Source organism: Enterococcus sp. DIV1368d (genome assembly GCF_050542975.1).
In the GTDB taxonomy this organism is placed as follows: domain Bacteria; phylum Bacillota; class Bacilli; order Lactobacillales; family Enterococcaceae; genus Enterococcus_D; species Enterococcus_D casseliflavus.
Genome location: NZ_CP172939.1, coordinates 3,550,001 through 3,564,281 on the forward strand (window position 1 = coordinate 3,550,001; position 14,281 = coordinate 3,564,281).

General features: G+C 45.2%; 8 protein-coding genes, 2 rRNA genes and 1 other annotated feature (1 of these 11 only partly in view). Of the genes, 6 read left to right on the plus strand and 4 right to left on the minus strand.

What is annotated here, in order from left to right; all coding sequences use genetic code 11:
- Together IGJ44_RS16765 and IGJ44_RS16770 are read right to left on the minus strand one after the other, a co-directional pair.
- Window positions 1-663, minus strand: a 23S ribosomal RNA gene (locus IGJ44_RS16765) (it extends 2,252 nt beyond the left edge of the window).
- Between the two features lie 229 nt (window positions 664-892).
- Window positions 893-2,451: ribosomal RNA gene (locus IGJ44_RS16770) — 16S ribosomal RNA — on the minus strand.
- Together the 16S and 23S rRNA genes form the textbook arrangement of a ribosomal RNA operon.
- Window positions 2,452-3,166: 715 nt before the next feature.
- Between IGJ44_RS16770 and IGJ44_RS16775 the strand changes: the two genes are divergently transcribed.
- From IGJ44_RS16775 to IGJ44_RS16790, 4 genes are all read left to right on the plus strand, one after another.
- Window positions 3,167-3,856, plus strand: a complete 690-nt coding sequence (locus IGJ44_RS16775) for a response regulator transcription factor (protein WP_008376963.1) — start codon at window positions 3,167-3,169, stop codon at window positions 3,854-3,856.
- Complete coding sequence (locus tag IGJ44_RS16780) at window positions 3,846-5,054, plus strand: sensor histidine kinase (protein WP_005226244.1); 1,209 nt, start codon at window positions 3,846-3,848, stop codon at window positions 5,052-5,054. Before IGJ44_RS16775 ends, IGJ44_RS16780 begins: the two co-directional genes overlap by 11 nt.
- 35 nt (window positions 5,055-5,089) lie before the next feature.
- Window positions 5,090-5,288, plus strand: a binding site (T-box leader).
- Between the two features lie 57 nt (window positions 5,289-5,345).
- The gene (serS, locus tag IGJ44_RS16785) at window positions 5,346-6,623 is read left to right on the plus strand and encodes a serine--tRNA ligase (RefSeq protein WP_074535542.1); all 1,278 of its coding nucleotides are present in this window, start codon (window positions 5,346-5,348) and stop codon (window positions 6,621-6,623) included.
- 290 nt (window positions 6,624-6,913) lie between these two features.
- Window positions 6,914-8,434 carry a polysaccharide deacetylase family protein gene (locus IGJ44_RS16790; protein ID WP_074535543.1) on the plus strand — a complete coding sequence of 507 codons (1,521 nt, stop codon included), beginning with the start codon at window positions 6,914-6,916 and terminating at the stop codon, window positions 8,432-8,434.
- Window positions 8,435-8,505: 71 nt separating this feature from the next.
- Here IGJ44_RS16790 and IGJ44_RS16795 read toward each other — a convergent pair whose 3' ends face one another.
- Entirely contained in the window at window positions 8,506-9,132 is a 627-nt protein-coding gene (locus tag IGJ44_RS16795) for a TetR/AcrR family transcriptional regulator (protein WP_060791711.1), read from the minus strand.
- An 85-nt stretch (window positions 9,133-9,217) separates the two neighbouring features.
- On the opposite strand from IGJ44_RS16795, the gene IGJ44_RS16800 reads away from it, so the two are divergent.
- Both IGJ44_RS16800 and IGJ44_RS16805 read left to right on the plus strand, forming a co-directional pair.
- Complete coding sequence (locus IGJ44_RS16800) at window positions 9,218-9,919, plus strand: ABC transporter ATP-binding protein (RefSeq protein ID WP_010748457.1); 702 nt, start codon at window positions 9,218-9,220, stop codon at window positions 9,917-9,919.
- Between the two features lie 9 nt (window positions 9,920-9,928).
- On the plus strand, window positions 9,929-12,634 hold the full coding sequence (locus tag IGJ44_RS16805) for an ABC transporter permease (RefSeq protein ID WP_167826577.1): 2,706 nt from the start codon (window positions 9,929-9,931) through the stop codon (window positions 12,632-12,634).
- 157 nt (window positions 12,635-12,791) lie between these two features.
- Here the strand turns inward: IGJ44_RS16805 and guaB are convergent, their stop codons facing one another.
- Entirely contained in the window at window positions 12,792-14,276 is a 1,485-nt protein-coding gene (guaB, locus tag IGJ44_RS16810) for an IMP dehydrogenase (RefSeq protein WP_167826578.1), read from the minus strand.
- Window positions 14,277-14,281: the final 5 nt, after the last annotated feature.

The window sequence follows — 14,281 nt, forward strand, 5'->3', positions numbered from 1 at the left end:
CGGCTCCGTCTCTTCAACTTAACCTCGCATGCTATCGTAACTCGCCGGTTCATTCTACAAAAGGCACGCTATCACCCATTAACGGGCTCTAACTTGTTGTAGGCACACGGTTTCAGGATCTATTTCACTCCCCTTCCGGGGTGCTTTTCACCTTTCCCTCACGGTACTGGTTCACTATCGGTCACTAGGGAGTATTTAGCCTTGGGAGATGGTCCTCCCGGATTCCGACGGAATTCCTCGTGTTCCGCCGTACTCAGGATCCTCCTAGGTGTTATCCAAATTTCGCCTACGGGGTTTTTACCCTCTTTGACATACTTTTCCAAGTATTTCGACTATCTGAATAGACTACCATATCGGAGTCCTACAACCCCAACAAGCAAGCTTGTTGGTTTGGGCTTTTCCCGTTTCGCTCGCCGCTACTCAGGGAATCGAATTTTCTTTCTCTTCCTGCAGGTACTTAGATGTTTCAGTTCTCTGCGTCTACCTCGACTGCGCTATGTATTCACGCAGACGTAACATCCTATAAAAGATGCTGGGTTCCCCCATTCGGAAATCTCTGGATCATAGCTTACTTACAGCTCCCCAAAGCATATCGGTGTTAGTCCCGTCCTTCATCGGCTCCTAGTGCCAAGGCATCCACCGTGCGCCCTTATTCACTTAACCTTTGACCTTACGGTCGGTTTTGAGTACTTCTTCTAGCGATAGAAGGTTGCTCAAGAAAATAAGCGTTGAACTTATTAAAAAACTCTTTTAACATTTCAACTCGGTGTGTGTTACTTGTTTTGATTATTTCTTCGATATCCAGTTTTCAATGAACAAATTTTGTTTGAGAGTAAACCTCTCAAAACTGAACAAAGGCAAACGATGTGTAGTCTTCCGAAATATTCCTTAGAAAGGAGGTGATCCAGCCGCACCTTCCGATACGGCTACCTTGTTACGACTTCACCCCAATCATCTATCCCACCTTAGGCGGCTGGCTCCAAAAGGTTACCTCACCGACTTCGGGTGTTACAAACTCTCGTGGTGTGACGGGCGGTGTGTACAAGGCCCGGGAACGTATTCACCGCGGCGTGCTGATCCGCGATTACTAGCGATTCCGGCTTCATGTAGGCGAGTTGCAGCCTACAATCCGAACTGAGAGAAGCTTTAAGAGATTAGCTTAGCCTCGCGACTTCGCAACTCGTTGTACTTCCCATTGTAGCACGTGTGTAGCCCAGGTCATAAGGGGCATGATGATTTGACGTCATCCCCACCTTCCTCCGGTTTGTCACCGGCAGTCTCGCTAGAGTGCCCAACTAAATGATGGCAACTAACAATAAGGGTTGCGCTCGTTGCGGGACTTAACCCAACATCTCACGACACGAGCTGACGACAACCATGCACCACCTGTCACTTTGCCCCCGAAGGGGAAGCTCTATCTCTAGAGTGGTCAAAGGATGTCAAGACCTGGTAAGGTTCTTCGCGTTGCTTCGAATTAAACCACATGCTCCACCGCTTGTGCGGGCCCCCGTCAATTCCTTTGAGTTTCAACCTTGCGGTCGTACTCCCCAGGCGGAGTGCTTAATGCGTTTGCTGCAGCACTGAAGGGCGGAAACCCTCCAACACTTAGCACTCATCGTTTACGGCGTGGACTACCAGGGTATCTAATCCTGTTCGCTCCCCACGCTTTCGAGCCTCAGCGTCAGTTACAGACCAGAGAGCCGCCTTCGCCACTGGTGTTCCTCCATATATCTACGCATTTCACCGCTACACATGGAATTCCACTCTCCTCTTCTGCACTCAAGTCTCCCAGTTTCCAATGACCCTCCCCGGTTGAGCCGGGGGCTTTCACATCAGACTTAAGAAACCGCCTGCGCTCGCTTTACGCCCAATAAATCCGGACAACGCTTGCCACCTACGTATTACCGCGGCTGCTGGCACGTAGTTAGCCGTGGCTTTCTGGTTAGATACCGTCAAGGGATGAACATTTTACTCTCATCCTTGTTCTTCTCTAACAACAGAGTTTTACGATCCGAAAACCTTCTTCACTCACGCGGCGTTGCTCGGTCAGACTTTCGTCCATTGCCGAAGATTCCCTACTGCTGCCTCCCGTAGGAGTCTGGGCCGTGTCTCAGTCCCAGTGTGGCCGATCACCCTCTCAGGTCGGCTATGCATCGTTGCCTTGGTGAGCCGTTACCTCACCAACTAGCTAATGCACCGCGGGTCCATCCATCAGTGACGCAAAAGCGCCTTTCAACTTTCTTCCATGCGGAAAATAGTGTTATACGGTATTAGCACCTGTTTCCAAGTGTTATCCCCTTCTGATGGGCAGGTTACCCACGTGTTACTCACCCGTTCGCCACTCTTTTTCTTTCGGTGGAGCAAGCTCCGGTGAAAGAAAAAGCGTTCGACTTGCATGTATTAGGCACGCCGCCAGCGTTCGTCCTGAGCCAGGATCAAACTCTCATAATGATTTGTTTGAATGACCATACGGTCATTAAGCTCATAAAAATTAACTTTGCTAGCTATTGCTTGCATGTATTTGTTCCAATAAATTGAAACGTCCTACACATTGGTTCGTTTGCTTGCTTTGTTCAGTTTTCAAAGGTCTACCGCGCTGTGTTAGCAACTTTTATATCATATCAGAGTGACATTTGATTGTCAACTCTTTGTTAAAAAGTTTTTTTCGCTCGTTGTTTTTCAACTTCGTAGCGGCTGTCTCAGCGACTTAATTAGAATAACAAATGATTTGTTATTTGTCAACAACTTTTTTTAATTAATTTTGTTGATGTATCAACATTGATTAACTGTTTTAAAATTGCGACTTCGTTATAATATCATCTGTCGAGCTGTGCGTCAACTACTTTTTTCAATTCTTTTTAGGAATTCATTTAGTCATTTGGCACATGTAATAATATACCAAGACTTGTGCTATTCGTCAACCATAAAATGATTGATAGACCAACGTTTCTAGTTACTCCGTTTCCAAAGATGATTCATGATTTTTAGTCCGTGATTTCCGCCTTTTTTAAGGACTTTTTCCGTTATTATTAGACTATCGTTCGTCTTTTTCCTTTTTGTGTTTTCTTAATTCCTATCATTCTTATAAATTTAAGTATGATTTTATCTATTTTGTGGAATATTTGCTAAAATGGAGAAAAGAATATTGTTCCTAGGAGGACCCAGTATGAAAATACTTGTAGCAGATGATGACAAAGAGATCGTAGAACTATTAAGCATTTACTTACACAATGAAGGCTATGAATCGGTCAAAGCATATGATGGAAAAGAAGCACTGACCAAGATCCGCACCACTTCTGATATCGAGCTATTGATCTTAGATATCATGATGCCTGAAATGGACGGCATGCAAGTCGTCAAAGAATTGAGAAAAGAATCCCAAATCCCCATTATTATGTTGACCGCTAAAACAACCGATATGGATAAGATTCGTGGATTGGTCGCCGGTGCTGATGATTATGTCACCAAACCTTTCAATCCATTAGAAGTCATGGCTCGGGTAAAATCGTTATTGAGAAGAACCAAGATGCAGGCTGCTTCAAATCAACCAGAGATTCTGGAAGTAAGCTCCCTTATCATCAACCGCGATTCCCATGAAGTAAAAACGGTGGATGGCAATGAGATCCAATTGACCGCATTAGAATTTGGCATCCTCTACTTACTAGCATCGCATCCGAACCGTGTCTTTAGCGCCGATGAGATTTTTGAACGAGTTTGGAAACAAGAAAGTGTCGTTTCTGCCAAAACAGTGATGGTCCATGTCAGTCACTTACGAGATAAGATCGAAGAAGCCACGGATGGTGAAAAAGTCATCCAAACAGTATGGGGGGTCGGCTACAAAATAGATGCGAAGTAAACCAACTGAAAAAAAGCGCAACACACCAATCGAAAAAAAGAAACGAATCACGTTGACCTCAAAGGAAATCAGTGAGTTATTTGCCGAAGGAATTGTAACGATTGTTCTTTTACTTCTATTAAATGTCGCTATTTTGGTCATCTTGACCTCAATACGAGAAAACTCACCGGTTTTAGTCGAAGCGATCTATGAATCAAAGAATGCGTTCACGGCTGCCTTCAACACAGATATCTTCCGCAGTGGTCGTAACTTCATTCTACCGATGTTCTTCCTATTAGATGTGATCGTCTTATATTGGCGTTTGATTCGACGTTACCATCAAATGCAGCTACGCCACATTATCAGCGAGCTGCACTTTATCGCAGAAGGCAACTACGATCATCGCATCCCCTTCGAGTTACGGGGCGATTTAAGCCGGATCGTTTCTAATATCAACGGCTTAGTCGACAGTACGGTGGCGGCGATCGAAGATGAACGGCGGATCGAGCAATCCAAAGATGAGCTGATCACCAATGTCAGTCATGACATTCGAACACCATTGACTTCGATCATCGGCTATTTAGGTCTAATTGAAGACCGACAATACCATTCAGAAGAAGAATTGTTGAAATATACTCATACGGCGTATGTCAAAGCCAAACAAATGAAGTCCCTCGTCGATGATTTGTTTGAATACACGAAAGTGCGTCAGCCTAGCGTGCCCATTAATGTGATGGAATTCGATATGGCCCAGCTAGTTGAACAATTGGCGGCGGACTTTGAATTAGAAGCTAGCCGAAAAGGCATCAAGATCGAAACCTACACCCGTCCAGAGCATATCGAAATGGATGGCGATACCGAAAAACTGGTGCGAGTTTTCAATAATTTGCTGTCAAATGCCTTGAAATACGGCAAAGGCGCCGATAAGATCCGCATGGAAGTCGAGAAAGTCGGGACCGAAGCGATCTTAACCGTCAAAAACAATGGACAAATGATTCCTAAGCAAGCCCTTGATTCTCTATTCGACCGTTTCTACCGAGTGGAAGAATCCCGCTCTCAAGAAACAGGAGGAACTGGCTTAGGTCTAGCGATCGCTCAAAGCATCGTCGCCTTACATGGCGGCTATATCTATGCCAAATCAACGCCAGAATGGACGTCCTTTATTATTCATCTCCCGTTGAAGCGCAACAATTTGTCCAACACACAAACCTATGGTTGACGCCCCAACATTTTTTGGGTATGCTAAAGAAAATAATCAAGGCACAGAACCTAGTATATTTTTTTCATCTAGTAAAGAGAGCTGATGGTTGGTGAAAATCAGTGTTGGAAAAAATAGAATCCAGTTCTTTAACGTGTATTTTTCGAAAGAAAAATCGTTGGCTCACGATACGAGCAGCAAGGGCAGCGCAAGCTGAACTTGGGTGGCACCGCGAATGGTCATTTCGTCCCAAGCAACACGGGATCGGAATGGCCTTTTTTCTATGGAAAAATCAAAGGAGGATGTATCACTATGTTAGATGTAAAAATGATTCGCCAAAATTTTGCTGAAGTACAAAGCAAACTCGCAACACGAGGCGTGCAAAAAGAAGTATTGGACCGCTTTTTAACGCTTGACGAACGTCGCAGAGAACTCTTAGTCCAAACGGAAGAACGCAAGAAATTGCGCAACGATGTTTCTGGTGAGATCGCTGCCTTGAAACGGGCAAAAGAAGACGCGGCAGATAAAATTGCCCAAATGAAAGAAGTCGGCAGCCAAATCAAGCAATTGGATGAAGAGATTGCTCAAATTGATGAAGACATCAAAGAGATCGCCACGACATTGCCGAATTTGCCAAATGATTCTGTTCCAGTGGGCAAGGATGAAGACGACAATGTAGAAATCCGCCGCTGGGCAGAACCAAAAGCCTTTGCCTTTGAACCAAAACCGCATTGGGAGATCGCTGAAGAGTTGGGGATCCTCGACTTTGAGCGGGGCGCCAAAGTTTCTGGCAGCCGCTTTGTTTACTACAAAGGCTTAGGTGCTCGTTTGGAACGTGCCTTATACAACTTCATGCTGGATCAGCATGTCTATGAGCATGGCTATACCGAGATGATCACCCCTTATATCGTCAATAGCCAAGCAATGTTTGGCACGGGGCAATTTCCAAAGTTCAAAGAAGATGTTTTCCAATTGGCAGACACGGATTTGACTTTGATTCCAACTGCTGAAGTACCTTTGACCAATTACTATCAAGGGGAGATCTTAGAACAAGAACAGCTCCCTGCCTACTTCACTGCCTTGAGCCCATCATTTCGTTCAGAAGCTGGCAGCGCTGGTCGTGATACTCGCGGCTTGATTCGTCTGCACCAATTCAATAAAGTTGAAATGGTGAAATTCAGTGATGCTGACCATTCTTATGAAGAATTAGAAAAGATGACGGCTAATGCCGAAGATATTTTGCAAAAACTCAACTTACCTTACCGAGTGCTTAGCTTGTGTACAGGAGATATGGGCTTTTCTGCGGCGAAGACCTATGATTTAGAGGTATGGATCCCTGCTCAGGAAATGTACCGTGAGATCAGCTCTTGCTCAAACTGTGAAGATTTCCAAGCACGCCGTGCCATGATCCGTTACCGCGATCAAGAGGGCAAGATTCACTACATGCATACACTAAATGGCTCTGGTCTGGCTGTCGGTCGGACGGTAGCCGCAGTGCTTGAAAATTATCAAAACGAAGACGGCAGTGTAACGGTACCAGAAGTTCTGGTTCCTTACATGGGCGGACTGACAAAAATCGAAAAAGCCTAAGCCTTAGTACCCTTAATTGCACCCCCTTCGTAACAGTCACTCCACGTGATCTGTTACGAAGGGGTTTTCTAGTTCACCTAATAGATAGTGGTTGCAAAAGACCCCCTAATGCCCTTGATCATTTCTTGCAAGAGAAACAACGCAACAAGGTTGTAATTTTTAAATGAATAATTAGAAAAATCCCTTCATCTTTTTAAGTCTCTATCAGAAACCGGGCATGATCGTTGAAAGTACCTGTGACTTATGGTAACGTGGGCATAATTTAGGATGGAATGAAGGGAGCTTCACCAATGCCCGAACGAAAGACCTATGCCCGTCGGAGTGACTTGCACAAGAAACCAAACAATAATCAAAAACGAACAGCGTCAGCTGAAGAAAGACCGAAAGGACCACCCTCGAGAAAGAAGCCGTATCGAAAAGCAATTTTTTCCTTATTCGCCTTATTATTGATCGTTTTGATCGCGACGGCTGGCTCAGTCCTTTACACGTTACACCAGCAAGAAGTCGCAGCCCAAGAAAAATATGAGGCGGCTGCGGAGAAATTACTGGCATCAATCCAAGCAGAACAAAGTCAAAATGGGTTAAAAACAACGCCTGAAGTGCTCTCCAAAGGCGCAACCAAAGAATTGATCTACCGCCCGCAAGACCTTGATACGTTTCCCATCAAAGATATCAAAGAACGGTTGACACAAGCCGCTGATCACTTGCGTAAAAAACAAACGAATAAAGAAGTCGTCACCGTTGCCCGCATCCAAGCACAAGCAGCGGCTTCAAAGGTGTCTACTTATTCATTGAAAGCCGACAGCTATGTGTGGAATCGAGAAACCGGACGTTTTGAAGATGCGGACAGCCTAACGGATGCACCGATCTTCGTATCAGAGAAGACGCAAACCGAATTGTCTTTGAAAGAACTGGTTCCTGATGAAGGCAGCTTATTAGGTATTCAACAAGTCATTCAGCAGAAACTGCTGGATCAAGCCAAAGAACCCGCCAAAATCATCGACGCCGTCTTGGCCATGGAGCGGATCACCTTCGATTCGAAATTTACTTACGATCCAGAGAAGCTGACCATCGAATTGCCAAAAAATCAGACGGGAGCGACGGAAATCACCCTGTCTTACAGCGAGATCGCCCCATTCATTGATCCTGATCTCGTGGCTGCTGACCAACTCAACAATGCCTTGCCAAGTTTAGACCCCAATAAAAAATACGTGGCATTGACCTTTGATGATGGACCCAACAGTACCTCCACCATGGATCTGTTGAACATCTTACAAGAAAATGACGTTAAAGCGACCTTCTTTATGCTGGGACAAATGGTAGAGCAATATCCGCAAGCTGCTAAAAAAGTCCAAGAAGCTGGACACGAGATCGCCAGTCATTCTTACTCTCATCCGCAGCTGAATACTCTTTCAGCGGAAGATTTGCAGGCAGAAGTCACAAAAACCAACAAAGCCATTTATAATGCGACGGGTTTACTACCTAGAAATTTACGGCCCCCTTATGGCGCTATCGACAAACAAAGCGCACAAACCATTGGCATGCCGATCATTCAATGGGACATCGATTCTCAAGACTGGAAATTGAAGGATCCGAAGAAGATCAATGCCTTGGTGCAACAAAATGTCTTTAATGGTGCCATGATCTTGATCCATGATATTCACCCGAAATCTGTGAAAGCCGTACCGGGAGTCATTAAAATGCTCAAAAACGAAGGCTACGAATTCGTGACTGTCGATCAATTATTAGAAGCACGGCAAAAACCATTGCATCAATACTTTGGGATGAACGACGAGCGCCTCGTTGACTAAATAAAAAAAGGAACGCAGCAAATTGTCTCTTGCTGCGTTCCTTTTTGGTTATTGGATCGTTCCCTCTTTTTTTAGCCCTTCTTATCCTCATATACATTGGTCACAAAAATTTGGATCAACAGTTCAGCGACAGCTTTTGGCGGCATCGTTGAGAAATCTTTGAGCCAGCGTTCGATCAACCCGATAGACCCGCAGACAAAAAAGCTAAGACACAGTTCCAATTCTTCCTCGGAAGCATCTTGAAAGTATTGGGCAAACCGTTTCAAGGTCTCCGGTTTGATCTCTGACAATAAAAGATTCAGCAAATGGCTGTTGTTCAACAAAATCAAATGGGTCGTACTAGGATTCTCATACAAAATCGTCAACAGCTTTTCCAACCAAAGATCCAATGACAAATTTTCCTGCTGCAAGTTCGATGCGATCTGCTCAACAAGCTCCCCTTCGATTTCCTCCAACAACGCGGCCGTATCCTTATAATATTTATAAAATGTTCCTCGGTTGATATCGGCTCGTTCCGCAATCTCTTTGATCGTGATTTTGCGGTACTCTTTTTCCAACAATAACTCCTGAAAGGCGCGTCGGATCACTTTTTTCGAGTAGATCGTTCGACGATTCCCCACAGTCCCCACCATATCGTTTCCCCTTTTCTCTGTACATTTGATCAATATTTGTCTATTTAATGACAAATAGGTAAGCATTGAGGATTGCTCTTACTTTTCTTTCTTAGTATACTAACACCATGTGATTAAATCAACACGTGTTTAAAAAATGGAGGCTTTATTAATGAGTTATGTTGAAGTAAAGAATGAATATAAACGCTATCAGATGGGCGAAACCACCATCACTGCCAACAACGATCTTTCCTTTGCCATTGAAGAAGGCGAATTAGTGGTGATCCTTGGCCCCAGTGGTGCAGGAAAATCGACCGTTTTGAATATTTTAGGCGGGATGGATTCGCCAGATGAAGGACAAATCATTATCGACAATGTCGATATCGCGAAGTTTAACGACAAACAGCTGACGGAATACCGCCGCAAAGACGTCGGGTTCGTCTTCCAGTTTTATAATTTGGTGCCGAACCTGACAGCGAAAGAAAACATTGAATTGGCAACAGAAGTCTCACCGAATGCACTCGATCCTGATGAAGTCTTAGCACAAGTAGGGTTAGAAAACCGTAAAAACAACTTTCCTTCGCAGCTCTCTGGTGGGGAACAGCAGCGGGTATCGATCGCTCGGGCGTTAGCCAAAAACCCGAAATTGCTATTATGCGATGAACCAACCGGTGCGCTGGATTTTGAAACAGGCAAACAAGTGTTGAAGCTTTTGCAAAACGCCAGTCGGAAAAACGGCAATACGGTGTTGATCATTACCCATAACAGCGCCATTGCCCCGATCGCCGATCGGGTGATCCATATCAACGATGCCACTGTCCGTTCCATTGAAGAGAATCCTCATCCAATCTCGATCGATGAAATCGTTTGGTAGGAGGATCTGATGAAAAATAAAACTTATCTTAAAGCAAGTTTGCGGGAGATTCGCCAATCAAAAGGTCGCTTTATCGCAATCACCTTGATCATTTTTTTAGGAACGTTTCTCTTTGTCGGTGTCAAAGCGACGGGACCGATCCTGAACCATTCCGCGAGTGAATATGTTAACGGTCAGCATTTAGCAGATCTGCAAGTCACTTCCACGCTGGGATTGACGGAGGACGACATTGATGCGGCGGAAAAAAGCGGTGCTCACACAGAAGCCGCCTATCAATTTTATTACGCTGCCAATTCAGATGAAGTCGTGCACGTGACCTCTTATGATCCCTCACAGGAACTCAACCAGCTACTGGTGAAGGACGGCCGACTGCCAGAAAAAGCCGATGAAATCGTGCTGGACACCGAAGCAAAAAATTATGGCTGGCAAATAGGGGATACTTTTACGATCGATGATGCCGATAATCTGTCGGACAAAGACTATACGATCGTTGGGTTCGCCACCTCTCCCATTTATATCAGTGCTGCCGAACGTGGCTATGCGAATGTCGGCAGCGGTGTCGTGACGTATTTTGCTTATGTACCGGAAGAACAGTTCAAGATGGAGGTCAAATCGATCCTTTATCTCGCCTTTGATGATGTCGCAGGCCTTGAAACATACTCCGATGCGTACACCGACAAGATGGCAGCCCATCAAGAAACGATTGAGGAACTGTTTGCGGATCGCCCTAAAGAACGCTTAGCAGAAATTCAGCAAGATGCTTTTGATGAATTAGCGCCTGCAGAAAAAGAAGTCCGCGATGGACAAAAACAGTTAGCTGAGGGACAAGCCCAACTGGATCAGGCCAAAGCGGAACTAGAACAACAGCAAGCCGCCCTGGCACAGCTGCCGCCCGTACAACAAGCAGCCCTCGAAGGCCAATTGACCGCTGGGGAAGAAGAGTTGACTCGGCAGCAAACCCAATTAGAGGAACAGCAACAAGAACTAACCGATGCCCAACAAACACTGGCAGAAAAACGTACAGAGATCGAAGACTTGGCAGAACCTACGTATCTTTACAACCAACGCAAAGACAACCCCGGTTTCCAAGAATATGGTGGGCTGTCTGATCGTATCGCAGCGATCGCCAATGTGTTCCCTGTCTTCTTTTTCTTTATCGCTGCGTTGATCACCTTTACGACACTGACGCGGATGGTAGAAGAAAACCGCAAAGAGATCGGTACCTTAAAAGCGATGGGCTATGGCAAAGTCGAGATCTCCCTTAAATATTTGATTTATGCCCTCCTGTCTTCGGCCATTGGCATTATCAGTGGTGCCGTATTAGGGACGGAACTGTTGCCGCGTTTGATTTATTTTCTATCCAGCGAACGGTATCTTTTAGACGGGATTCGCGTCTATTATGTCTGGTCGCCAATTATTTTGGCCGCGATCGCCTTTTTACTGGCGACGCTTGGTGCCTGTCTCTTTGTTTTGATCAAAGAATTGCGGGAAAAACCTGCCCAGCTACTGCAAGTTCGGGCGCCAAAACCTGGGAAACGGATTTTATTAGAGGCCATTACGCCCTTATGGTCACGTTTAAGCTTCAATCAAAAAGTCAGCTTCCGTAACATCTTCCGCTACAAATCGCGAATGATCATGGCAATCATTGGCATCGCCGGCTGTACGGGACTGATGGTGGCAGGCGTTGGTTTGAAAGATTCCTTAAGTGCTGTGACTGCGAAACAATTTGGGCCCATTACGGATTATCAAGCCGTCGTGACCTTAAATGATGCGAAGGAAGAAACCGTTGCTGCCGCTGAAACGGTTTTAACAGACGATCCTCTTGTGACCCATTCGATGCTAGTCTACAATGAAACGATCGAGATTCGACCAGCTAACCAAGGAAAACAAAGTTTGACCTTGATGGTTCCGGCAGATCAAGAAGCTTTTACCGACTATGTCCATTTGAAAACGACGGAAGGGCAGAAGCTGCCATTAACAGAAGGCGCCGTACTGACTATGAAATACGCAGAATTGTATGATCTGCAGGTTGGGGATACATTGACCTTCTATACTAGCGATCAAGAAGCTTTTGAAGTACCTATCAGCGGCATCGCAGAAAACTATTTAGGCAATTCTCTGTATCTGTCACCGACTCTTTACGAAGAAATCACCGACAGTGCCTTTGAACCGAATGCGTTCTTAGTCAAAAGCAAGACGATGACGAAAAAACAAGAGGAAGCTTTATCAACAGCCTTGTTAGATACCGACAAAGTCAAAAACACGACGTTCCTTTCCACTCAGATCAAAATGCAGGATGATTCGATGGGCAACTTGAACTCCATTGTCTTGATCTTAGTTGTACTATCAGGGGCATTAGCCTTTGTCGTCTTGTATAACTTGACCAACATCAATGTTTCCGAGCGGATTCGCGAGCTTTCTACTATTAAAGTATTAGGGTTTTACAATAAAGAAGTCACCATGTACATCGTACGGGAAAATATCGTCTTTACGTTATTTGGGATTCTCGCTGGCTACGTGGTAGGTTACTTCTTGACTGACTTTATTTTGATCCAAGCTTCGATGGAAAACATGGTCTTTCCATTAGTGATCAATTGGCCGGCTTATGCTTTAGCCGGCGGCATGACGATTCTCTTTACGATCATCGTGATGTACGTCACCCATGTAAAACTGACTCATGTCAACATGATCGATGCGTTGAAATCAAACGAATAAGCTGCTGCTAAAGCGATTTGCTGATCATCCAGCAGTGATTTTAAAGAAAAGGACGCCACTCTTGCCTAGATAGCTGAGAGTGACGTCCTTTTTTGAACAAATAATCCCCCCTGTCCACTTTTGAACAGAGGGGGCGTTGGTTTTCACGTGAAACATTTTATGATTTTACGGAGTAGTTTGGTGCTTCTTTCGTGATTTGAACATCGTGGGGATGTGATTCTTTTAGTCCGTTGCCGCTCATTTGGATGAATTGTGCTTCATCACGTAATTGCTGTAGATTGCCAGCACCGACATAACCCATCCCTGATTTCAAGCCGCCGATCATTTGGAAGATGATATCAGAAACGCTGCCTTTATAAGCGACACGCCCTTCGATGCCTTCTGGAACCAATTTGTTGGCTTCGTTTACGCCACCTTGGAAGTAACGGTCGCTGGAGCCTTTTTCCATTGCCCCCAGTGAACCCATTCCGCGGTACGTTTTGAAGCGACGGCCTTGGTAGATTTCAAATTCACCTGGTGATTCATCGGTTCCTGCCAACATGCTACCTAGCATTACGGCATGTCCGCCAGCTGCTAAAGCTTTGACGATATCCCCAGAGTATTTGATCCCACCATCGGCAATGATTGCTTTGCCGTATTGACGTGCCACAGAGGCTGCATCATAGATCGCGGTCAATTGAGGAACTCCGACACCGGCTACCACCCGAGTAGTACAGATCGAACCTGGACCGATCCCGACTTTTACGACATCGACACCAGCATCATACAATGCTTTCGTGCCTTCTGCAGTGGCAACATTTCCCGCAATCAATGTCGCTTCTGGGAAATGTGCACGAATTTCAGAGATTTTGCGTAAAACACCCGCACTGTGTCCGTGGGCAGTATCAATGACGATCGCGTCAACGCCTGCATCCAATAATGCTTGTGCTCGCTCAAAGGTATCGCTGGTAACGCCGACTGCCGCTGCCACTAATAGGCGTCCATGCGTGTCTTTGGCTGCATTCGGGAATTCGATCACTTTTTCAATATCTTTGATAGTGATCAAACCGCTTAAGATCCCTGCTTCATCAACGATCGGTAATTTTTCGATCTTGTGTTGTTGTAAGATTTTTTCAGCGTCTTTCAACGACGTACCGACAGGTGCTGTGATCAATTGGTCTTTGGTCATCACATCATTGATCGGCATCGTATAATCCGTGACAAAACGCATGTCGCGGTTCGTGATGATACCGACTAATTTGCGGTTTTCCATCGTTTCTACGACCGGTACCCCGCTAATGCGATACTTGCTCATCAAATGTTCTGCATCAGCAACTAAGTGACTTGGTGTTAAGAAAAACGGATCGATGATCACGCCGCTTTCAGAACGTTTTACTTTGCGCACTTCATCTGCTTGCGCGGCGATACTCATGTTTTTGTGAATCACGCCAAGTCCGCCTTGACGCGCCATTGAGATCGCCATTTTACTATCAGTTACGGTATCCATACTGGCACTTATGATTGGAATATTTAGTGTAATATTCGGGGCAAGCTGCACTTTCATATCCACGTCATTTGGCAAGACGTGACTTTCTGCCGGAATCAATAAGACATCATCAAACGTTAACCCTTTTTTTACAAATTTGGTTTCCCAGTTGGACATTTTTG

Bases quoted from the DNA above. Each gene is read 5' to 3' on its own strand.
- guaB (WP_167826578.1), bottom strand. From the start codon at position 14,276: ATGTCCAACTGGGAAACCAAATTTGTAAAAAAAGGGTTAACGTTTGAT.
- serS (WP_074535542.1), top strand. From the start codon at position 5,346: ATGTTAGATGTAAAAATGATTCGCCAAAATTTTGCTGAAGTACAAAGC.
- IGJ44_RS16795 (WP_060791711.1), bottom strand. From the start codon at position 9,132: ATGCTTACCTATTTGTCATTAAATAGACAAATATTGATCAAATGTACA.
- IGJ44_RS16780 (WP_005226244.1), top strand. From the start codon at position 3,846: ATGCGAAGTAAACCAACTGAAAAAAAGCGCAACACACCAATCGAAAAA.
- IGJ44_RS16800 (WP_010748457.1), top strand. From the start codon at position 9,218: ATGAGTTATGTTGAAGTAAAGAATGAATATAAACGCTATCAGATGGGC.
- IGJ44_RS16775 (WP_008376963.1), top strand. From the start codon at position 3,167: ATGAAAATACTTGTAGCAGATGATGACAAAGAGATCGTAGAACTATTA.
- IGJ44_RS16790 (WP_074535543.1), top strand. From the start codon at position 6,914: ATGCCCGAACGAAAGACCTATGCCCGTCGGAGTGACTTGCACAAGAAA.
- IGJ44_RS16805 (WP_167826577.1), top strand. From the start codon at position 9,929: ATGAAAAATAAAACTTATCTTAAAGCAAGTTTGCGGGAGATTCGCCAA.